20 protein-coding genes are annotated in these 20,861 nt (G+C 66.4%); 14 read left to right on the top strand and 6 right to left on the bottom strand.

The features are described from left to right. Positions 1 to 56: 56 nt before the first annotated feature. Positions 57 to 488, top strand: a complete 432-nt coding sequence (locus tag OG976_RS04020; protein ID WP_328358194.1) for a CBS domain-containing protein — start codon at positions 57 to 59, stop codon at positions 486 to 488. Here OG976_RS04020 and OG976_RS04015 read toward each other — a convergent pair. Genes OG976_RS04015 through OG976_RS04000 form a run of 4 tightly spaced genes read right to left on the bottom strand, consistent with a single transcriptional unit; the run spans position 485 to position 4,521 of the window. Beyond that, entirely contained in the window at positions 485 to 1,906 is a 1,422-nt protein-coding gene (locus OG976_RS04015) for an NtaA/DmoA family FMN-dependent monooxygenase (protein WP_328358191.1), read from the bottom strand. The genes OG976_RS04020 and OG976_RS04015 overlap by 4 nt on opposite strands. Further along, complete coding sequence (locus OG976_RS04010; RefSeq protein ID WP_328358188.1) at positions 1,903 to 2,820, bottom strand: MetQ/NlpA family ABC transporter substrate-binding protein; 918 nt, start codon at positions 2,818 to 2,820, stop codon at positions 1,903 to 1,905. Before OG976_RS04010 ends, OG976_RS04015 begins: the two co-directional genes overlap by 4 nt. A gap of 10 nt (positions 2,821 to 2,830) precedes the next feature. Then, a complete protein-coding gene (locus OG976_RS04005; protein WP_328363145.1) occupies positions 2,831 to 3,514 on the bottom strand; it encodes a methionine ABC transporter permease in 684 nt (227 codons plus the stop codon). A 5-nt stretch (positions 3,515 to 3,519) separates the two neighbouring features. After that, positions 3,520 to 4,521: a methionine ABC transporter ATP-binding protein gene (locus OG976_RS04000; RefSeq protein WP_328358185.1), complete on the bottom strand. Its 1,002-nt coding sequence runs from the start codon at positions 4,519 to 4,521 to the stop codon at positions 3,520 to 3,522. Between the two features lie 268 nt (positions 4,522 to 4,789). Between OG976_RS04000 and OG976_RS03995 the strand changes: the two genes are divergently transcribed. Then, a complete protein-coding gene (locus OG976_RS03995) occupies positions 4,790 to 5,902 on the top strand; it encodes an LLM class flavin-dependent oxidoreductase (protein WP_328358182.1) in 1,113 nt (370 codons plus the stop codon). 4 nt (positions 5,903 to 5,906) lie between these two features. Here the strand turns inward: OG976_RS03995 and OG976_RS03990 are convergent, their stop codons facing one another. Beyond that, on the bottom strand, positions 5,907 to 6,509 hold the full coding sequence (locus OG976_RS03990; RefSeq protein WP_328358180.1) for a type II toxin-antitoxin system PemK/MazF family toxin: 603 nt from the start codon (positions 6,507 to 6,509) through the stop codon (positions 5,907 to 5,909). A gap of 34 nt (positions 6,510 to 6,543) precedes the next feature. On the opposite strand from OG976_RS03990, the gene lepA reads away from it, so the two are divergent. From lepA to OG976_RS03940, 10 genes are all read left to right on the top strand, one after another. After that, positions 6,544 to 8,475 carry a translation elongation factor 4 gene (gene lepA, locus OG976_RS03985; RefSeq protein ID WP_442930425.1) on the top strand — a complete coding sequence of 644 codons (1,932 nt, stop codon included), beginning with the start codon at positions 6,544 to 6,546 and terminating at the stop codon, positions 8,473 to 8,475. Between the two features lie 107 nt (positions 8,476 to 8,582). Continuing rightward, positions 8,583 to 9,242 (top strand): sensor domain-containing protein, encoded by a 660-nt coding sequence (locus tag OG976_RS03980; RefSeq protein WP_328358176.1) that lies wholly within the window; start codon positions 8,583 to 8,585, stop codon positions 9,240 to 9,242. A 48-nt stretch (positions 9,243 to 9,290) separates the two neighbouring features. Beyond that, complete coding sequence (locus tag OG976_RS03975; protein ID WP_442930424.1) at positions 9,291 to 10,007, top strand: sensor domain-containing protein; 717 nt, start codon at positions 9,291 to 9,293, stop codon at positions 10,005 to 10,007. A gap of 79 nt (positions 10,008 to 10,086) precedes the next feature. Further along, positions 10,087 to 11,394 (top strand): NtaA/DmoA family FMN-dependent monooxygenase, encoded by a 1,308-nt coding sequence (locus OG976_RS03970; RefSeq protein ID WP_328358170.1) that lies wholly within the window; start codon positions 10,087 to 10,089, stop codon positions 11,392 to 11,394. Beyond that, positions 11,391 to 12,782 (top strand): LLM class flavin-dependent oxidoreductase, encoded by a 1,392-nt coding sequence (locus OG976_RS03965; protein ID WP_328358167.1) that lies wholly within the window; start codon positions 11,391 to 11,393, stop codon positions 12,780 to 12,782. The genes OG976_RS03970 and OG976_RS03965 overlap by 4 nt, the downstream gene beginning before the upstream one ends. Positions 12,783 to 12,901: 119 nt before the next feature. Continuing rightward, complete coding sequence (locus OG976_RS03960) at positions 12,902 to 14,446, top strand: APC family permease (RefSeq protein ID WP_442930423.1); 1,545 nt, start codon at positions 12,902 to 12,904, stop codon at positions 14,444 to 14,446. Between the two features lie 160 nt (positions 14,447 to 14,606). Next, the gene (locus OG976_RS03955; protein ID WP_328358164.1) at positions 14,607 to 15,596 is read left to right on the top strand and encodes a GNAT family N-acetyltransferase; all 990 of its coding nucleotides are present in this window, start codon (positions 14,607 to 14,609) and stop codon (positions 15,594 to 15,596) included. Then, entirely contained in the window at positions 15,593 to 16,828 is a 1,236-nt protein-coding gene (locus tag OG976_RS03950) for an acyl-CoA dehydrogenase family protein (protein ID WP_328358162.1), read from the top strand. The genes OG976_RS03955 and OG976_RS03950 overlap by 4 nt, the downstream gene beginning before the upstream one ends. Before the next feature lie 52 nt (positions 16,829 to 16,880). After that, positions 16,881 to 17,633 (top strand): ABC transporter ATP-binding protein, encoded by a 753-nt coding sequence (locus OG976_RS03945; protein WP_328358159.1) that lies wholly within the window; start codon positions 16,881 to 16,883, stop codon positions 17,631 to 17,633. Continuing rightward, complete coding sequence (locus OG976_RS03940) at positions 17,630 to 18,412, top strand: ABC transporter permease (protein ID WP_328358156.1); 783 nt, start codon at positions 17,630 to 17,632, stop codon at positions 18,410 to 18,412. The genes OG976_RS03945 and OG976_RS03940 overlap by 4 nt, the downstream gene beginning before the upstream one ends. Before the next feature lie 9 nt (positions 18,413 to 18,421). Here the strand turns inward: OG976_RS03940 and OG976_RS03935 are convergent, their stop codons facing one another. Then, positions 18,422 to 18,688 (bottom strand): ANTAR domain-containing protein, encoded by a 267-nt coding sequence (locus OG976_RS03935; protein WP_328358153.1) that lies wholly within the window; start codon positions 18,686 to 18,688, stop codon positions 18,422 to 18,424. 152 nt (positions 18,689 to 18,840) lie between these two features. On the opposite strand from OG976_RS03935, the gene OG976_RS03930 reads away from it, so the two are divergent. Continuing rightward, positions 18,841 to 19,833 (top strand): isopenicillin N synthase family dioxygenase, encoded by a 993-nt coding sequence (locus OG976_RS03930; protein WP_328358150.1) that lies wholly within the window; start codon positions 18,841 to 18,843, stop codon positions 19,831 to 19,833. Positions 19,834 to 19,892: 59 nt separating this feature from the next. Next, complete coding sequence (locus tag OG976_RS03925; RefSeq protein WP_328358147.1) at positions 19,893 to 20,846, top strand: LysR family transcriptional regulator; 954 nt, start codon at positions 19,893 to 19,895, stop codon at positions 20,844 to 20,846. Positions 20,847 to 20,861: the final 15 nt, after the last annotated feature.

Genomic DNA, 20,861 nt, shown 5'->3' with positions numbered 1-20,861 from the left:
CCGCTGCGCCCGGCTACGCCCTAACCTGGTGTGAGGTCGATCACAAAGGAGTGACGATGCGCATCGCGGACATCTTGCGGAGCAAAGGCTCGGCGGTGGCGACTGTCACCGAGACGACCACAGTCAAGGGCCTGCTGACCGAACTGGCCGCCCACAACATCGGCGCCATGGTGGTCGTCGGCCCCGACGGAGTGCTGGGCATCGTCTCGGAACGTGATGTGGTGCGCACCCTGCTCGAGCACGGACCCGACCTGTTGCACCGCCGGGTCGGCGACATCATGAGCAGCGTGCTGGTGACCTGCACGCCCGAAGACCACATCGACGATCTGAGCGCCCTGATGACCAACAACCGGGTGCGGCACGTCCCAGTCCTGCACGACGGTCGCCTCGTTGGCATCGTCAGCATCGGCGACGTGGTGAAGAACCGGATGGAGGAACTGCAGGCCGAGCACGAGCAACTGCAGGCCTACATCACCCAAGGCGGTTAGCCCGCTGCCCGGGCTTGCTCGTCCACACCCTCGCCCACACCGTTGAGCAGGTCGTTGCCCGCGAACGCCCCGCGGTAGGCCGCGGCCGGGTGGGTGTCGGGCAGCCGGTCGCCGCGACCCAGGAGTTTGTGGCGCAACGTTCCGGACTTGTCGGTGGCGATCAGTCCACGCTCCCGCAGAACCGGGAAGAGCCGGTCGGCGATCTCCTGAAAAGAGCCCGGCACGGTGGCGTGGTAGACGTTGATCCCGTCCACGCCGGCCTCCCGCCATTCCTCGAGGTAGTCGGCGATCTCCTCGGCCGTGCCGACGACCCGGTTGGCTCCTTCGAGCGCCCAGGCCATATCGCGGATGGTCGGCGCGTCATTGCCGGAGATCTCCGATGCCCAGCGGATGAAGCTCTTGATGCCGGTGAACTCGCCGAGCTCGCTGATCGGGGTGTCCAGTGGGAGCCTGCCGGCGTCGATTCCGGCATCGCCGAGGGCGTGCAGCGCCACACCCTCCAGATCGAGGTAGCGCTTGATCTCGTCGTTTCGTCGAACCGCGTCGGCATGGCTGTCACCGATCACGAATGACAGCCCCTGGGCGAAGGTGATGTCCGAGGGATCGCGGCCGTTCTGGGCCGCAAGTGCCCGGGTTTCGCTGGTCAGCCCGTACGCGGCTTCGGGGGTGGGGCTGCTGATGTACACCCCTTCGGCGTTTCGGGCCGAGAAGAGCTGACCGGCCGGCGACGAACCGGCCTGGAACAGCACCGGGGTGCGCTGAGGTGACGGCGAGACGAAGTGCGGGCCCTCAACCTGGTAGCGATTGCCGACGTGGTTGATCTTGTGGATCTTCGAGGGGTCGGAATGGACACCGCGCTCTTTGTCCTGAACCAGACCGTCGTCGTCCCAGGAGCCCTCCCACAACTTGTACGTGACGTCGACGTACTCGTAGGCCCATTCGTAGCGCTGGTCGTGTTGGAGTGTGCCTTCGTGGCCGAAGCTGCGAAACATGTTGTCGTTGAAGCTCGTCACGATGTTCCACCCGAGCCGCCCGCCCGTGTAGTGGTCTAGCGAAGACATCCGGCGGGCGAAGTTGAACGGGTGGTCCTGGATGATCGAACTGGTGAACACGATGCCCAGGTTGTCGGTGGCAGCGGCGAGTGCCGAGGCCAGCACCGAGGGATCGTTGACCGGAATCTGAATTCCGCCTTCGACCGACTTGCGCCAGTTGCCGTTCCACGGTGCCCGCAGTCCGAATACGTCGGCGAAGAACAACAGGTCATAGCCCGCCTTGTCGACCTGGGTCGCCAGCGAGGTCCAGTGCCGCAGCGAGTTGAACTTGTGGTTCTCGGCCTCCGGCGAGCGCCAAAGTCCATGCAGCACATGGGATGCGGTATTCATCACGAACGCCGAGAAATACAGGGGACGCTTCGTCATTGCGGCGCAGTCTCGGTAACCGGGCCCAGGGTGTCCCGGATCAGCCGGTTGTCGGTGGTCTGCAGGAACTCTGCGATCTCTGGGTCCTTGAAGGTCGCGATGAGCTTCTGCACGTTGGGATCGTTCAGGTGCTTGTCGCTGACCACCAGGCCGCCCTCGCTGCCCTTGGGTGCGGGTTCGCGGGCCAGGATCTGGCTTTCGGTCAGACCGGCGGCGTACACGTCGGAGATGTGCACGACGACGGCGTCGACATCGGCCAGGCTTCGGGCCAACTGGCCGATCGGAACCTGGATGAATTGGTAGTTCTTCGGGTTGGTCGCGATATCGGACAACTGCGGCAATCCGGCGACAGTGTCTTTGCCCGGCTTGAGCGTGATCTGCTTGTCGTACGCGAGGTCCAGTAGTGCGATGGCCTGTCCGGCGGGGTCGTCGCGCAGCGCGATCTTGGCCCCGTTGGGCACCTGATCCCAGCTGCGGTACTTGTCGGAATACGTGGCCTGGTCCCAGGTGAAGGTGGGGGCGGCCAGCGTCAGCTTGAATCCGTTGGCGGCGATGGCGTCGTTGAGGAACGGCTGATGCTCGAAGAAGTTGCCGGCGACCGTGCCGGCGTCCACCGCGCGGTTGATCTCGATGAGGTTGTCGATCTTGACCGGTTCGATCGTGATCCCATGCGACGGAGCGATATTGGTGGCGATGTACCGCAGCAGTTGTTCGGCGGCGATGTCGGTGCTCCAGGTGGCCACCGGCAACGTCGTCCCGAACGGCTTGTCGCGGTGGGAGAACTTCGCGTAGGTCACACCTCCCGCGACAGCCACCACGATTGCGGCGGCCAGGGCGATCCACGGCCAGCGCTTCTTCTTCTTGATCTCGATGTCGACGTTGTTGCCGACCGGAGAGCCGATCTGTTCGGTCACGAGGTTCCTTTCAACGGGTGAGGGCTTTGACGACGCGGTCGCCGACGAACTGGACCGCTTGGATGGTCACGATCAAGGAGACCGCGGTGGCGATCATGATGTTGTGGTCGAAACGGTTGTAGCCGTAGGTGATTGCCAAGTTTCCGATGCCGCCCGCGCCGATCGACCCGGCGATCGCGGAGTAGTCGATCATGGCGATCGTGTTGACCGTCAGCGCACCGGCCAGTGCCGGAAGTGCTTCTGACAGCTGGACGGTGCGGATGACCTGCAGTTGGTTGCCGCCCGACACCTTGCCCATGTCGGTGACGTCGGATCGGACGTCCCGCAGCGCGTTCTGGACGAGCCGGGCGAAGAACGGCACCCCTGCCGTCGTCATCGGCACGATGGCTGCCGGTATGCCGATCGTGGTTCCGACCAGGAAGCGGGTCACCGGGATGATCGCGGCCATCAGGATCAGGAAGGGCAGGGAGCGGCCGATGTTGACGATGGTGTTGAGCACGCCGAATACCTTCGGGTCGGGAAAGAGCCCGAAGTCGGAGGTGTTGTGCAACGTGATGCCGAGCGGAATGCCGATCAGGATGACGAGCACCATGGTGATCCCGACCATCAGCCAGGTCTGCCCGTAGGCGGGCAGCAACAGGTCGGGCACCTTGTCCCAGGGCGTGCTGAAGTCCTTCTGCGCCAAGTAGTCCAGGTGACTCACGCCGCCCGTCCTCCCGCCTCGGCCGTCGTCGCACGGACATGCAGGCCATGGCGAGTCAGGTGCTCGGCGAACCCGGGCGGCGTGACGGGGGAGAGTGCCAGGACAGCGCGGCCGACGGCGACCCCGCGGATCGCCTCGACACTGGCCGACAGCACGTTCACCTGGGTTGCGGCGATGCCCGGGATCGTCGAGATGGAGGTGAGCCAATCCAGTGGCACGTTGCGGGAGGCGTAGGACACCTCCCAGATGTCGCCGGGACCGTCCAGTGCGACGCTGGGCCGGTCCGGGAGCAGTTCGTGAGCCAGCGCAGAGGCGGGATCCAGGATGATGTCCTCGACCCGGCCGCTCTCGATGATCCGGCCGCCGTCGATGCGGGCCACCGAGTCGGCGATCTCCCGGACCACCTCCATCTCGTGCGTGATAAGGATGATCGACAGGCCGTACTCGTCGCGAAGGTGGCTCAGCAGCGCCAGGATCGACTTCGTGGTCGCCGGGTCCAGCCCGGACGTCGCCTCGTCGGACAACAGATTCGACGGCCCGAGGGCCAGCGCACGGGCGATCCCGACGCGTTGCTTCTGGCCACCCGACAACTGAGCCGGGAGATAGTCACTGCGGTCGGACAGGCCGACGCGGTCGAGTAGCTCTGCGACGCGCTTGTCGGTGGAAGCCGAAGTGGCCCCGAGGTATTCAAGGGGCAACGCGACGTTCTGGGCGACGGTACGGCGGCGAAGCAGCGGTGCGGTCTGGAAGATCACGCCGACGCCGCGGCGGGCCGCGAGCAGTTCCTCGCCGTCGAGTCGGGTGAAGTCCTTACCGTCCACTCGTACGGTGCCGCTGCTGGGCTTCTCCAGGAAGCTCACACATCGCGACAGGGTGCTCTTCCCGGCTCCGCTGGGGCCGACCACGGCCAGAATTTCACCCTTGCCGACCGACAGGGAGATGTCGTCGAGCACGGTCCGGTCGCCGAACCGCTTGGTGAGGTTTTCGATCTCGATCACGGCAGCTCTCTGGGCTGGATGAGAATCTCAAGAGGTGGGCGTGCGACAGCACTGTCATGCGCCTCGGGAATGAACTCACCGTATGGGCGGCCGTCCGGGCAGGACAGGCAACGGATCGTTGTGATCGAAACTGGCCGGGCACATGCAATCACGCTGGTTTGAAAGATGGCCTGGCCACACGGGTTCCTCAGATACTGAGGGGTGGGGTTGCTGTCACTCGAAGATGCTGGAGCGCAAAGGAATTGATGAACGTTCATCTGATGTGGGTGTGACTGGCCAGCTGAAGTTTCACTGGTATCTGCCGACCCACGGCGACACGACCACCATTGCCGACAACCAAACCGACTTTCACCTGCGGGCCCAGTCCCATCTGCTGCCGACGCTGGAGAACCTCACCAAGCTGGTCCGCACCGCCGAACAGTTCGGCTTCGAGGCCGCGCTGACTCCCACCGGTTCGGCATGCGAGGACTCCTGGCTCGCCACCGCGGCGCTGGCACAGCACAGCGAGAAGCTGAAATTTCTGGTGGCGTTCCGGCCCGGGGTGCTCTCGCCGACCCTGGCCGCCCAGGAGGTCAGCACCTACCAGCGGTTCACCGGCAACCGGCTGGCACTCAACATCGTCACCGGTGGGGAAGACCTCGAGATGCGCCGCTACGGCGATCATCTGGACAAGGCGGCCCGTTACCGGCGGACCGGGGAGTTCTTGTCGATCCTGCGCGGCGTCTGGCGCGGTGGCGAGTTCTCCTTTCGCGGCGAGTTCTATCAGGTGGAGAAGGCCCGGGTCGCCTACCCGGTCCCCGTGGAGCCGGCCATCTATTTCGGCGGCTCGTCACCGGAGGCCATCGAGGTGGCTGCCGAGCATGCCGACGTCTACCTCACCTGGGGTGAGACACCCGACCAGGTCGCCGAGAAGATCGATCAGGTCCGTACCGCCGCCGCCCGGCGGGGTCGCACTCTGCGCTACGGCCTGCGGGTGCACACCGTCGCCCGGCCGAGCCGCGACGAAGCCTGGACCCGGGCCGAGGAGCTGCTGGCCGACCTGACCGCCGAGCAGGTGCGCGCCGCTCATCAGCGCTTCCTGCACTCGGGGTCGGAAGGTCAGCGCCGCATGGCCGCCCTGACCAACGGGCAGCTTGTCGATGCGCGCAGCCTTGAGGTGCACCCCGGGTTGTGGGCCGGACCGGGTCTGGTGCGCGACGGCGCGGGTACCGCCGCGGTGGGCAGTTACGCCGACGTCGCGGCACTGTTCGAGGAGTACGCCCGCCTGGGCATCAGCGAATTCGTGCTGTCCGGCTATCCCCAGATCGACGAGATCGCCCATGTCGGCAGCGGCGTGCTGCCCGTGGTGCGGGACGCCGAACGGGCTGCCGCAGCGGTGTGAGCGCTCAGCTCCAGGAGTACTGGGCGCGCAGCCGGGTGGCGACAAGTTCGAAGGTCACCTCGTCGACGATCGCACCTTCGCGCCGGATGCCCTCCTCGGGAACGTCGAGCACCCGGTCCAGCCGCACCCAACTGGGCCGGCCTTCGTAGTCCCAGCTGCCGGCACCGATCCCGATCCAGTTCGGGTCCTCGCCGTGATGCTGGCTGGACAACATCAGCCCCAGCAGGATTTGGCGGTCGCGGCCGACTACGAGAACCGGTCGGTCCTTGCCGCGGGTGGGGTCGTCCTCGTACACCACCCAGGTCCACACGATCTCGCCCGGGTCGGCACGTCCGTCGAGGTCGGGGGCATAGGCCACCTTGCGGGCGCGGTGGCCGGTCGGGACGCTGTTGTTGGTCACCGGGCGGCCCGCAGTGATCGCGGCGGGCGGCTCGGGAGCCAGAGCGGTCGCGAGCAATACATCGAGACCCATCTTGAGGCCCTGTTGGATGGTCCGCTGCACCCCCTGTGGACCCTGCAGCTGACGGATGAGCTTCGGGGCCTCGTTGAACACGAGGTGCTCAGTGCCGATCAGAATCCGCTGCAACGTCTTCCACTGCGACGCCATTCTCGACAGCATAGGCGAGGAGGATGGAGCGCGATTGTGCTCGACGGCGCCGGTGTCGATACTCTTGAGCTGCCCAACGGCCCTCCGAACACCGCCCGACCAGGAGATTCCCATCAGCAGTTTCGCCGACAAGACGTTCACCGCGCCGGCACAGATTCGAAACTTCTGCATCATCGCCCACATCGATCACGGCAAGTCGACGCTGGCCGACCGGATGCTGGGCATCACCGGCGTCGTTGCTGACCGGGACATGCGCGCCCAGTACTTGGACCGGATGGACATCGAGCGCGAGCGTGGCATCACCATCAAGGCCCAGAACGTGCGGCTGCCCTGGAAGGTCGGTGACACCGACTACGTGCTGCACCTGATCGACACCCCGGGCCACGTCGACTTCACCTACGAGGTGTCGCGCGCGCTGGAGGCCTGCGAGGGCGCGGTCCTGCTGGTCGACGCCGCCCAGGGCATCGAGGCCCAGACCCTGGCCAACCTGTACCTGGCACTCGACCGCGACCTGACCATCATCCCCGTGCTGAACAAGATCGACCTGCCCGCTGCCGACCCGGACCGCTACGCCGGTGAGATCGCGCACATCATCGGCTGCGAACCCGGTGACGTTCTGCGGGTGTCGGGCAAGACCGGGGAGGGCGTCCGCGAACTGCTCGATGAAGTGGTCCGGTTGATTCCCGCCCCGACCGGCGACGCCGACGCCCCCGCCCGGGCGATGATCTTCGACTCGGTCTACGACATCTACCGCGGCGTGGTCACCTACGTGCGCGTGGTCGACGGCAAGCTGAGCCCGCGCGAAAAGATCAAGATGATGTCCACCGGCGCCACCCACGAACTGCTCGAGGTGGGCATCGTCTCTCCGGAGCCCAAGCCCACCGACGGCCTCGGCGTCGGCGAGGTGGGTTACCTGATCACCGGGGTCAAGGACGTCCGGCAGTCGAAGGTCGGCGACACCGTGACCTCGGCCCGCCACGGCGCCACCGAGGCGCTCACCGGATACCGCGAGCCGCGGCCGATGGTCTACTCGGGCCTCTACCCGGTCGACGGCTCGGACTACCCGAACCTGCGTGACGCCCTGGAGCGGTTGCAGCTCAACGACGCCGCGTTGGTGTGGGAGCCCGAGACGTCGGTGGCGCTCGGCTTCGGCTTCCGCTGCGGTTTCCTGGGCCTGTTGCACATGGAGATCACCCGCGAACGTCTCGAGCGTGAGTTCGACCTGGACCTGATCTCCACCTCGCCCAACGTGGTCTACCGGGTCGTCCAGGACGACGGCACCGAGAAGATCGTCACCAACCCGTCGGACTGGCCGGAGGGCAAGGTCCGCGAGGTCTACGAGCCGGTGGTCAAGACCACGGTGATCGCGCCGAGTGAGTTCATCGGCACCATCATGGAGCTGTGCCAGTCCCGGCGCGGCGAACTCGGTGGCATGGACTACCTGTCGCCGGAGCGCGTCGAGCTGCGCTACACGATGCCGCTGGGCGAGATCATCTTCGACTTCTTCGACTCGCTGAAGTCGCGCACCCGCGGCTACGCCAGCCTGGACTACGAGGAAGCCGGCGAGCAGGAGGCCGCGCTGGTCAAGGTCGACATCTTGTTGCAGGGTGAGGCGGTCGACGCATTCAGCGCGATCGTGCACAGGGACTCGGCGCAGGCCTACGGCAACAAGATGACCACCAAGCTCAAGGAACTCATTCCGCGCCAGCAGTTCGAGGTTCCCGTGCAGGCCGCCATCGGCGCGAAAATCATTGCCCGCGAGAACATCCGGGCCATTCGCAAAGATGTGCTCGCCAAGTGCTACGGCGGTGACATCACCCGTAAGCGCAAGCTGCTGGAGAAGCAGAAAGAGGGCAAGAAGCGGATGAAGACCATCGGCCGGGTCGAGGTTCCGCAGGAGGCGTTCGTCGCGGCGCTGTCGAGCGACGCCGCCGGTGACAAGTCGGCCGACAAGGCCAGGAAGTAGGGCACATCACTCACGACACTCGTGTCGTTCGGGGGCGATCGATACTTGGTGCCGTTCTCGGCATCGCCGTCCTGGCAGGCTGCACAGCCACCGTCGGCGGCAGCGCGGTGCGCCAGGCGCCCGGCACGGCAGCGCGCGACCTCGCCGCGGTGCTGCCCAGCACTGCCGAGGTCAGCCAGATTGCCGGAAATCCGTTGGACGACAACGGTTCTGCACCCCAGCGGGGCGGCATCGATATCCTGCCCAACGGAATTCGCGACAACGACACGGCCCGGCCGATCGACTGCCTGGGGCCGGTCTCGCCGTTCATGCGCATCGTCTACGAGAAAGGCGATGTCGTGGGCGCGGCCTGGCAGGCGTTCTCCAACTACGGCGCCGGGCAGGCGGTTTCCAGCGTCAATGCCGGGGTGGTGCGGTTCCGTTCGGACGCCGAGGCGCAGCGGATGTTCGCCGATTTCGTGACCCGCTGGAAGTCCTGCGAGGGCACGACGGTCACCACGTTCCTGCGCGACGCCGACGGCACCGAACTCTACGAGAAGATCACCGGTGTCCGGGTGAACGCCAACGTGCTGACGGCGACCATCGTCAACTCCGACAATCAGGGCGATGCCGAATTCCCCACGGAACGGGCGATCGAAGTGGCCGCCGACTGCATCGTCGACGTCGACGTCGCAGTCACTGCCGGTGGAGCCGCGCAGCAGACGCCGCGGGACCGCGCGGCGGACATCGCCGGACTGACCGCGGGAAACATCGTTCGTCCTCGTTGATCGCGGATCGCCCCGGAAGGCGCACAGGAAACCTCCGGCCGGGGGACAATGGCCGGTGTGATCCGCCCCGTTCCCGCGGTGTGTACCGCTCTTGTCATCGGTGCCCTGCTGTCCGGATGCGCCTCGACGGTGCAGGGAACCGCGATACGGGCGCAAGGCGGCGGGGTGTCCCCGGCCAACCTGCCCGAGTTGAAGGAGTCCGACCTGGGCCGGGTCCTGCTCAGCGACGGGGAGATCAACGGCATCATGGGTGCCACGGGCATCCGCGGCGGCGGGTCCACCGAGGAGATGAGCGACAACTCCGACGCGGTATCCGATCTGGACTGCCTGGGGGCCATCTACGGTGCCGAGGAGCTGGTCTACAAGGGCAGCGACTGGACCGCGGTGCGCGACGAGGTCCTGCAGGAGCCCACCGGTGACAACGAACACTGGGTGGAGCAGATCGCCGTGCTCTACCCGAACTCGGACAAAGCGCAGACGTTCCTGGAGCAGTCACGCTCGACCTGGAGCACGTGTGAGAACACCTCGATCGACATCGACCATGACGAGGTCCACTCGACATGGGACATCGGTCCGGCCGACACCGGTGGCGATGTCCTGACGCAGAGCGCCGAACAGCAGGACGCCGGGGGATGGGGTTGCCAGCACGCGATGGCCGCCGGCGCCAATCTGATCGTGGAGGCCTGGGCGTGCAGCGACTCGATCGGCGACGAGGCCAAGAGCATTGTCACCACGATGCTGCAGAACGCCGCCAAGAAGAAGTAGCCGCGTGGTTGCCGGACAGTTCAGTTCGTGGCGGGTTTAACCGATGCGCCTGCGCACCAAGGGGTTCTAACCTGCCAAGGTGTCCAGAGAAGTGCACCTGCTGGCTTTCGGTAGCACCCGCTCCGCGGGCCCGTGGCGCCATCCTGATATCGACAACAGCACGGCGGCGGTCCGTCGCGGCCTGATCGAACGTGCTCGCACCGCGGAGAAGGGTACTTTCGACGCTCTCTTCTTCCCCGACGGCCTGAACTTCGGCCCGCCGGCGACCTGGGCCTACAAGACAACTGAGGACTTCGAACCATTGACGGCCACCGCGGCACTGTCGTCGGTGACCGAGCGCATCGGCCTGGTGGTGACCGGATCGGCTACTCTCGCCCACCCGTATCACCTTGCCCGCCAGTTGCTCTCACTGGATCACCTCAGCGGCGGCCGGGCCGGATGGAACCTGGTCACCAGCTTCGCCCGCGCCGCGGCAGACAACTTCAGTGACCGCGGGGTGGTGGATCACGACGAGCGCTACGACATCGCCGACGAGGCGATCGAGGTCGTCAAGAAACTGTGGGACGGCTGGGGTGAGGAGACGATCGTCGAAGATCGCCGGAGCGGAATCTTCAACGACGTCAACGCAATCCAGGTAGCCAATCACCGCGGTCGGCACTTCCAAGTCGGTGGCCCGCTGGGTGCGGCGCGCTCGGAGCAGGGTCAGCCGGTCATCTTCCAGGCGGGCTCGTCGCCGCGGGGGCGTCAGTTCGCCGCCCGGCATGCCGAGGTGATCTTCACCGGGCAGGGCACCATCTCCCGCGGCCAGGAGTTCTACCGGCAGATCCAGGCCGAGGCCCGTCGGCAGGGTCGCGCCCAGGCGCCGCTCGTCACCCCGTCGCTGCGGGTCCTCGTCGGCTCGACAGAGGACGAGGTTCGGCGGTTGCAGCAGGCGGAGTTCGACTACTTCAGTCCCGAATACCAGGCGGGCTGGCTGCTCGAAGTGGACGTCGACGTCACCTGTGCCGATCTGGACGGGCCGGTTCCCGACTCCGCGTTCCCCGCCAGCACCGAGACCCACCAGACGGCCCTGGCCGGATATCGGGCACTGGCCGCCGACTCTGCATCGGTTCGGGAGTTCCTGTATCGCACGATCAACGGGTGGGGCGCCCGGGTGGCCGGCACCCCCGAGCAGATCGCCGACGAGATCGAGGCGTGGTTCGTCGGCCGGGCGGCCGACGGCTTCGTGCTCGCCGATTCCGGATTGCCAGGACAGTTGGCCGATTTCGTCGAACAGGTGGTGCCGGTGTTGCGCAAGCGTGGACTGTTCCGCCACGAGTACAGCGGGACGACCCTGCGTGATCACCTGGGTCTGCCGGTACCTCAGCGCCGGGTGAGGTCGGCATGAGCCGCGCACCGTTCGTGTTGTCGGCCTTCACCATGTCGACGGTGTCGCACGGAAACTTTGGCCTGTGGCGCCATCCGGCGGATCGCACCGCGCACTACACCGACCTGAACTACTGGGTGGATCTGGCCCGGCTGCTGGACACCGGGGGCTTCGATCTGCTCTTCGTCGCCGACGCCGTCGGCCAGCTCGACGTGTTCGGTGGCAGTGCGCGGGCCGCGCTGGCCCACGGGGTGCAGACCCCCGTCACCGATCCGCTGCTCGCGGTTTCCGCGATGGCCGCGGCGACCACCCGCCTCGGGTTTGGCATCACGGTCTCCACGACCTATGAGAGTCCGTACCTGCTGGCCCGCAAGTTCAGTACGCTCGATCACCTCACCGGCGGGCGCATCGGCTGGAACGTCGTCACCTCGCTGCTCGACAGCGCCGCGCGCAACATCCTCGGCCGCGAGCGTCAGATTCCGCACGACGAGCGCTATGCCATCGCCCAGGAGTTCCTGGACGTCACCTACAAGCTGTGGGAGGGATCGTGGGAGGACGGAGCGGTGGTGCGCGATGCCGCGCGCGGTGTGTTCACCGACCCCGACAAGGTTCATCCGATCGAGCACGAGGGCCGCTACTTCAGCGTCCCGGGAGCACATCTCGTCGAGCCCTCACCGCAGCGCACGCCGGTGCTCTTCCAGGCCGGCTCGTCGACGGCGGGACGCGAATTCGCCGCCCGCAACGCCGAGTTGGTGTTCCTGTCGGACCCTCGGCCCGATGTCGTCCGGTCGCGTGTCGATGACGTCCGGCGCCGGGCGGTCGAACACGGGCGTGCGCCGGACTCGGTGCGGTTGCTGACGTCGGTCGAGATCGTCGTCGACAGCACGGCACGGGCCGCGCAGGCCAAGGCTGACGAGCTGTCGCGCTACACCGATCTCGAGGGCGGGCTGGTGCTGTTGTCCGCACTGACCGGGGTGGACTGGTCGACCTATGGTGTCGACCGGCCGATCGAGGAGTTCGACACCGATGCGTGTCGCTCGATCCTGTCCACCGTCAACGACCCGGATAATCCCGCACTACGTCAGCAAATCACGTTGCGCGACTATGTCGGAAAGCTCGGCGGCTTCGGCGGTCCGCTGTTTGTGGGGGATCCGGGCACCGTTGCAGACGGCCTTGCGGACTATGCCGATCGCACCGGCATCGATGGGTTCAACGTGGCCTACCACGTCACGCCCGGCAGCTTCGCCGATGTCGCCGAGTACCTTGTGCCGGAGCTGCGGCGCCGGGGTCTGGTCGGTTCGGATTCTGGAGAAACGTTGCGCCAGAGGATTTTCCCGTCAGGATCCGCGTACCTTCCGGATAACCATCCTGGCTCGGCATACCGCAAAAGAATCTCGGCGATTCGATAACTGACGGTCCGGAAGTCTTTCCGGCACCGTAACTGTCACATCAACAATAAGTAAAACCCTTGCGTGCCAGGCGCTTGCGTGGCGTCGGTGATACACGCCGGGTTCAGAGAGGCAACATCATGTCCACATCACACATCGGACTCGGTGGCCGTCCGCTGACGGCGGCCGAATCCACCGGCTTGGAACGAGAAGCCCTGGGCCCCTGGGGCGTGTTCGCCCAGGGCCTGGCCGCGGCGGCGCCCAGCGTCGCGATCGCCTCCGTGCCGTTCTCCTTGTTCGCGTTGGCCGGCAAGGGCGCATCGTGGGCGGTGGTGATCGGTCTGGGGTTGACCGTACTGATCGCCATCACCATCAGCTTTCAGGCCAAGCGGACGGTATCGACCGGATCTTTGGGCACCTACGCGGGCAACGGTCTGGGCCCCGGATTCGCCTACGCCGCAGGATTCAGCCTGTTGATCGGTTACATCGGATTCTCCGTCACGGGCACTCTGGGCGGAGTGCTCTACCTCGATGCGTTCCTGGAGTCGATCGGTCTGGGTTCTGAGGCCAGCTGGTTCCGTCTGCTGCTGGTGGTCGTGGTGGTGGCTGTCGCCACCTACCTACCGTTGCGGGGGGTCGGCATCGCGGCGAAGTACGAGCTCATCTTCGAGGTCATCGCGATCTCGTCGATTCTGGTGATCATCGTGGCGTCCTACGTCAGCTACGGCTGGCGTTTCGACACCGAGCAGTGGAGCCTCAGCCATCTGAGTTCGGGAGCGACCATCGCGGCGGGGGTCTCCGCTGTCGGCGCCTATGCCGGGTTCGAGAGCGTCGCAGCGCTGGGCGCGGAAGCGAAGAACGCACACCAGAACATCGCCCGCTCGCTGCTGCGGGTGGTGCTGCTGATCGGTGTGCTCTACCTGTTCACCACCTATCCCCAGGTCCTGCACTTCGACGCGATCGATGGTGACAAGGCGGTGCTCCCGCAGTTGGCTGGCATCACCGGCGTGGGTTGGGTGAACCACATCGTCAGTGCGACAGTGGCTATCGCCTATATCGTCTTCGTCACGGCGGTGAGTACCGCCGCTGCGCGTGCGCTGTTCACCCTGGCTCATGAGGGAGCGCTTCCGCGCGCGTTGACCCGGGTGCACCCCAAGTACAAGACCCCGTGGGTCGGCATCGCCATCGTGAGCGCGTTGGCAGTGGTGTTCGCCGTCTTCGCCACTTTCAGCTCGGTAGGCCGGCTGGTGTTCGACGTCTACGGTGCCTACGTGGCCAACTGGGGCTTCCTGGTCAGTTATCTCTTGGTAGCTATCGCGACCCCGATCTGGCTACGAAAGATCAATGCGCTCACCACCATCCGTCTTCTGGTGTCGGTGGCCGCCACCCTCGGAATCGGCTACGTGATCTTCTCGAGCTTCTACCCGGCCCCGGAGTTCCCCTTCAACATCTTGCCGTTCGTCTTCTTCGGTCTGCTCGCGGTCGGTCTGCTCTGGTACTTCTACCTGCGCACGACCCGCCCCGAGGTGGCGGCCCGCCTGGGCACCATCCAGACGCTGTCGGCGGCCGAACAGCAGCGGCTGATCGACGAGGGCATCCTCGAGGTGCTCGCCGAGGAGGCACCCACGCAGGACGAGGCGGCTAAGCAGGACGACGACCGCGACAAGCAGGTGGTGGCGCCATGAGCGGCGGCAGATCCCGACTGTTCTTCTCCGCTATCCGTACCGGATGGCTCGCTGCCGCAACGCCTCCGCGTGAGGTGCCGCAACCGGAGAGCATCGAGCTGAGCTGGCTCAACGAAGCAACGTTGGTGGGTATCTCGGTCCCGCCGCCGAGGAGTAAGAAATGACACTGCTCGACATCTCGGTGACCGGCAGTTGGTCGGTCGACCCGGTCGCCTCCGTCGACCATCCGCTGATCGCCGACTTTCTGGCGACCACCCCCGGGCTGGGCGGCCGCAAGTTCGCCGCCGACTCCCGTGATGTGGCCGAGCAGCTGGACGGGGCCTTCCAGACGCGCGTGGTCCGGGACAGTGGCGCCCGGATCCGCGGGTATGCCGCCGTACACCACCCGCACGGCGAACAACCCGAGCTCCTAGGTGACTTCGTCTTCGACAGCGAGGTGCCCTCCGACATCGTCGACGACGTCGTCGGTCTGACGGTGCACCGCTTCGAACGCGAAGCGCCCGGCATCCCGGGGTCGTTCTTCCGCGTCATCCTCGGTGATGACCAGACCGACGTGATCGATGCCCTCAAGCGGCGGGGGGCGGTGCAGGAGGCTCAGTTCGTCGGTGTTCGCAAACCGCTGCACAACGAGGATCGGGATGCGCTGGCGCAGGCCGGCATTCCGGGCATCGCGGTGATCGGCTGGCCCGAGATCGTCAGCCGCGGTCTGGGCGAACAGGTGCGCGAGCTGCAGCACCTGACCTTCCTGGAGCACTTCGGGAACATGTCGAAGACACCCGAGGACTGGCAGCACCATATTCACAGCCGCTCATTCGCACCGGATTTCAGCAATGCCGCCCTCGACGACCGCGGCGAGGTCGTCGGCTATGTGCTGGGCTCCACGTACACCTCGGGGACAGCGCCCGGCGAGGAGCGCACTGCCCACACCGACTACATCGGAGTCCGGCCCGACCTGCGTAAGCACGGCATCGGCGAACTTCTGCTGCGCAAGATATGGCTGGCCGCGTTGCGGCGCGGTCTGACCGCCGCGTCACTGGGCACCGATATCAACAACCGCAGCAAGGCGCACCTGCTCTACCGGCGCCTCGGCTATGCCACGGTGTCGCATCAGTCGGCCTATCGCATCGATTCCACGGGGACGCAGTCATGACCGAATCCACGACCTACCTGGCGGTTCCGACGGCCTCGGATACCGGGCTGTCCTCGGTGTTCGGCCCGATCTTCGACAAGATCGCCGAGGCAAACGTCGAACGTGAACGCGACCGGGTGTTTCCCTACGAGCAGGTTCGCTGGCTCAACGACGCCGGCTTCGGAACCATCCGTATTCCGGCTGCCAACGGCGGGTTCGGTGCGTCCCTGGAGCAGACGTTCCTGCTTCTCGCGGACCTGGCCGAGGCCGACGCCAACGTCGCCCACATCTGGCGTAACCATCTGGCCTTCGTCGAGGACAGGCTCAACGCCTCGGTCACCGACGGCAACGACACCTGGATCAAACGTTTCCTCGGCGGTGAGTTCGTCGGCGGCGGATGGACCGAGGCCAACAATGTTCCACTGGCCAACCTCACCACGACCATCACCGCCGAGGACGACCACTGGCTGGTCAGTGGCGCGAAATACTATGCGACAGGCAGCCTTTACGCGGACTGGCTCGATGTCCTCGGGCGCGGCGACGACGGTGAGCTGCTGACGGCACTGGTCCGCAGCGACGACACCGGGGTCACCCTCATCGACGACTGGAAGGGTTTCGGTCAGCGCACCACCGCCAGCGGTACGGCACGCTACGACCGTGCGCGCGCCGATCGCGGGGACGTGTTCCCGGCTACTGATCGGTTCAGTTATCAGGGCCACTTCTACCAGAACGCGATGCACTCGGTGCTGACCGGAATCGCCAAAGCCGCACTGCGGGACGGATCGACGGCATTGACCGAGCGGATCAGGAACTATCCGCAGGGCCTGACGCCGGTACCGGCCGCCGACCCCCAGCTGCTTCAGGTGATCGGGGAGGTCTCGGCGGATGTGTTCGCGGCGGAATCCGCACTCGCGCGCAGCAGCCGCTCCCTGGACCGGATCGTCGAAGGCAGGATCAGCGGTGACCCCGCCGATGCCCGTCAGCGCCTGATCGACGCCGAGGTCGCCGTCGACCAGGCGCAGCTGGTCATCATCGCCGCCACGCTGTCGGCCACCACACGCGTCTTCGATGCGCTCGGCGCCTCAGCGGTGTCCGAACAGCTGGGGCTGGACCGGCATTGGCGTAACGCGCGGACCTTGGCTTCGCACAATCCGCGGGTCTACAAAGCCCGCATCCTCGGTGACTGGCTGATCAACCGTGCCGACCCGGTGGCCGATCTGGCGTCACTGGGCCGGGGTGGGCAGGGCAACTAGATCGGCCGACCTGAGCCGACGCTCTCTGGGGCAACGGTGCACACTTCCTCCTGTGACATCTGCTCAACCTGCGCCGGCCGCTCTGTCGATCACGGGCTTGCGAAAGGTCTACCGCGGGGGCTTCACTGCAGTCGACGGCCTGGACCTCGAACTGCCTGAAGGCACCATCTTCGGTCTGCTGGGACCCAACGGCGCCGGCAAGACCACGCTCATCGGATCGGTCTGCAACATCGTCAGTCCCACCGACGGGCAACTCCGGGTCTTCGGTCACGATCACACGACCCGGGCCGCGCGCCGCCTGATCGGACTGGCAGAACAGGAGATCAACCTCGACCGGTTCCTGTCGGTCCGCCAACTGCTGGTCTACCACGCCGGCTACCACGGGATCGGGCGCGTGTCGGCGCGCCGTCGCGCCGACGAGTTACTGGAGCTCTTCGAACTGGGGCACAAGAGCACCGCGCGGGCCTACGAACTCTCCGGCGGCATGCAACGCAGGTTGGTGCTGGCGCGCGCATTGATGCACCGGCCGCGGTTGCTGATCCTCGACGAGCCCACCGCCGGTGTCGATGTTGCGCTGCGCACCGAAATCTGGCGACTGACAAAGGAACTCAACGCAAGCGGCACCACCATCCTGCTCACGACCCACTATCTCGAGGAAGCCGAGACCCTCTGCGACGAGTTCGCCCTGATCGTGGCCGGCCGGATCGTCGACCGGGGCTCTGCGGCCACACTGCGCCGACGGCACCGGGCGCGGGACATCTCCGAGGTCTACCACCGGGTCATCAGCCGCGAGGGGGCCCGATGAGCAGTTCCCGAGTGGCATTCGAGCGGGCACCGTTCCTGTGGCTGGCCGAGCGGGAAATCCTGCGCTTCCTCAACATCTGGCAGTACACGATCGTCGGCCCCGTACTGTCCACCATCCTGTTCGTCATCGTGTTCGGCTCGGCCTTGGGCAACCACGTGGACGGGATCGACGGAATTCTCTACGGGCAGTTCATCGTTCCCGGGCTGTTCGCCCAGGCCATCGTCAACGTCGGGTTCTTCAACGGCACAACGAGTCTGTTCGAAGCCCGTCGTGACAAGTACATCCATGACGTGTTCGCCAGCCCACTGCGATGGTGGGAGATCAATGCGGCACTGGTGACCGGGGGGCTGGCCCGCGGCACCATCGTCGGTGCCGCCGTTCTGGCGATCGCCCTGCCGCTGACCCACATTGCCGGGGTGGCCCGCCCGCTGGTCTTCGCCATCGGCACGTTGGGGGTTCTGGTGGTCGCGGCCCAGACCGGTGTGATCGCCGGGAGCCTGGCCAAGTCGCTCGACCACGTCTATTCGATGGAGTCGATCATCCTGCTGCCCCTGGGCTTCCTGGGCGGCGTCTTCTATTCGGTGCGGCAGCTGCCGCACGTCTGGGATCTGCTGAGCCGGGTCAACCCGGTCTTCTGGCTGGTGCAGGTGGAGCGGATCGGGCTGCTCGGACACGCTGATGTCAGCGCCGGTGCCGCGCTGGCTGTGGTGTGGGCACTGGCGATCGGCCTGTCGGTGTGGTCGGCGGTGATCTTCGGGTCCGACCAGCTCAAGGCCTGACCAGTCGAGCTATCGCGTGGCGAACGCCGTCGTACGGGCGGCGAGCAGATCGGCCCACAGGTCGAACGCCTCGGCCTGGTGGGGCACCGACTGGTCCGCGGGCCCCGTGATGGCGACCAGCGCGCGGGCGATCGCGCCGAGACCGACCCCGGTCCGGTGGACGGCGGCGACCAGTTCGGCGAACGCCTCCTGTTCCGAGCAGCCCCGCAGGCCGACCAGAATGCCGGTCGCCAGATCGATGACTCGGCGCGAGGTGTCAACGTAGCGGTAGCTCATGGACTCATCGTCGCCGTGGCCGCCGTCCCGGGACAAGAGATCGATGCACGATGATCCGAGGGGGATTCCGCCGTGTCGACCTGCTTCACACCCGTGCAGTTGTCGTGAAAGCCCGTGGCGGTGTTCACCGCCGGTACCGCACAATGGCGCACGTGCTCCCCGTACTCGACCTGACGCAGGCCGACAGTAACCCGCAGGCCTTTCGGTCGCGGCTGCGCGAGGCCGCTCACGACTTCGGCTTCTTCTATCTGGTGGGCCATGGCGTCGGCGACGAGCAGGCCGCACAGGTGCTGGCGCTGGCGCGGGAGTTCTTCGCGCTGCCGGCCGAGGCCAAGGCTCAGATCAGTCAGCTGAAAAGCCCCCAGTTCCGGGGCTACTCGCGCCTCGGTGGTGAACTGACCAATGGAACGGTCGACTGGCGTGAGCAGATCGACATCGGCCCGCAACGCCCGGCGATCGACGGTGCGACCGGCTACTGGCGGCTGCAGGGCCCCAATCTGTGGCCGTCCTCGCCGCCGGGTTTCCGGGCGGCGTTCGAAGCCTGGGACGCCAGCCTCTCCGCTCTGGGGTTGCGGCTGTTGCGCCACTGGGCGGCGTCACTGGGGGCTGCCGAGGACACCTTCGATCCGGCGTTCGCCGACCGGCCCGCAACCCTGATCAAGGTGGTCCGCTACCCGGGCAGAGACGACTACCGGCAAGGCGTTGGTACGCACAAAGATTCGGGTGTGCTGACCTTGCTGCTCCTGGAACCAGGAACCACCGGCTTACAGGTCGAGCTGTCCGATGGCCAGTGGCTCGACGTCCCGCCCGTCCCCGGCGCCTTCGTCGTAAACATCGGGGAATTGCTCGAGGTCGCCACCGGCGGCTATCTACGCGCCACCCGCCACCGGGTGCTGGCGCCGCAGCCGGGCACCGACCGGGTGTCCATCCCGTACTTCGTCAACCCCGGTCTGGACGCGACCGTCCCGATCATCGCGTTGCCGCCCGACTTGGCGGCCCGTTCCCGAGGTGTCGAGGCCGACCCGAACAATCCCATCTTCAACACCTACGGCGAGAACGCCTGGAAGTCGCGGACCCGAGCGCACCCCGACGTCGCCGAACTGCACCATGGGATCAAGCCCGCGGGCCCCGCGTCGGCATATTGATTTCTTCGTGTTGATCACAACCATGGGCGCGTGGCACCCCCGACGCTAGCTTGAACAAGGTGTTCGATGTGCGCCGGCTGCGGGTTCTGCAGGAGGTTGCGCGGTGTGGCTCGCTGTCCGGCGCCGCGGTCACCCTGAACTACACGACCTCGGCAGTGTCACAACAGATCTCGGCGCTGGAGCGTGAGATCGGAGCCGCCCTGTTGGTGCGCGGCCCATCGGGCGCTCAGGTCACCGCCGCAGGCACCAGGCTGCTCGAGCACGCCGAGCGGATCCTCGATGCCATCGGTGCCGCCGAGCGTGATCTTGCCCGACTGGCCACGGCGGGGCCCGATGTCGTGCGGGTGGCGTCGTTCACCAGTGCTGCCGCGGCCATCCTGCCCCGCGCCCTGGCGCGGTTTCGCAGCCGGTATCCCGGCACCGGCGTGGCCATCGTCGATGCCGATCCGGATGACGGCGTCGCCCTGCTCGCCGCCGGGGGAGTCGACGCGGCGATCATCACCGAAGTCCCCGGCGAACGCAGTCAGTACCCGCACGTGGTCGCCGTCCCGGTGTACGACGACGAGTTCTTCGTGGTCCTGCCGTCCGATCATCGACTCAGCGCGGCAGCTGAAGTGCCGCTGCCGGCCCTGGCATCCGATCAGTGGGTGGTGAGCTCGGCGACCGGTACCTGTCCGGATACCCGGGTGTTCCACAATGCCTGTCGCCACGCCGGTTTCGCGCCTTCGGTGACATTCCGGGCGGAGGACTACGCCACCGTGCAGGGTTTGGTGGCCGCCAACTTCGGGGTGTCTCTGGTGCCCTCGCTGGCAGCCGCCGGATCGCGGTCGGACGTGGCGGTGCGACGGGTCGCCGGCCGGCGTCCGGTACGCCGGATCGCGGTCGCGACCGCCGAGCCGCCAGGGCGCGGAACGGCACTGGCAGCTCTGGTCGCCCTGATCCAGGCGGTTGGTGCGCGGCTCGCCGCCGACGAGGTGTACAGCATTCCTGCACACCCGTTCAGCGTCGCTTGACACCGGCTCGCTTCC

This window comes from Mycobacterium sp. NBC_00419 (assembly GCF_036023875.1).
Lineage (GTDB): Bacteria > Actinomycetota > Actinomycetes > Mycobacteriales > Mycobacteriaceae > Mycobacterium.
The sequence above is the reverse complement of the archived record's forward strand: the minus strand, read 5'-3'. Positions and strand labels throughout refer to the sequence as shown.

Coding starts and splice junctions, on each gene's coding strand:
- OG976_RS03965 (WP_328358167.1), top strand. CDS start 11,391: ATGAGCCGCGCACCGTTCGTGTTGTCGGCCTTCACCATGTCGACGGTG.
- OG976_RS03935 (WP_328358153.1), bottom strand. CDS start 18,688: ATGAGCTACCGCTACGTTGACACCTCGCGCCGAGTCATCGATCTGGCG.
- OG976_RS03990 (WP_328358180.1), bottom strand. CDS start 6,509: ATGGCGTCGCAGTGGAAGACGTTGCAGCGGATTCTGATCGGCACTGAG.
- OG976_RS03960 (WP_442930423.1), top strand. CDS start 12,902: ATGTCCACATCACACATCGGACTCGGTGGCCGTCCGCTGACGGCGGCC.
- OG976_RS03940 (WP_328358156.1), top strand. CDS start 17,630: ATGAGCAGTTCCCGAGTGGCATTCGAGCGGGCACCGTTCCTGTGGCTG.
- OG976_RS04020 (WP_328358194.1), top strand. CDS start 57: ATGCGCATCGCGGACATCTTGCGGAGCAAAGGCTCGGCGGTGGCGACT.
- OG976_RS03950 (WP_328358162.1), top strand. CDS start 15,593: ATGACCGAATCCACGACCTACCTGGCGGTTCCGACGGCCTCGGATACC.
- OG976_RS04015 (WP_328358191.1), bottom strand. CDS start 1,906: ATGACGAAGCGTCCCCTGTATTTCTCGGCGTTCGTGATGAATACCGCA.
- OG976_RS03955 (WP_328358164.1), top strand. CDS start 14,607: ATGACACTGCTCGACATCTCGGTGACCGGCAGTTGGTCGGTCGACCCG.
- OG976_RS03975 (WP_442930424.1), top strand. CDS start 9,291: ATGGCCGGTGTGATCCGCCCCGTTCCCGCGGTGTGTACCGCTCTTGTC.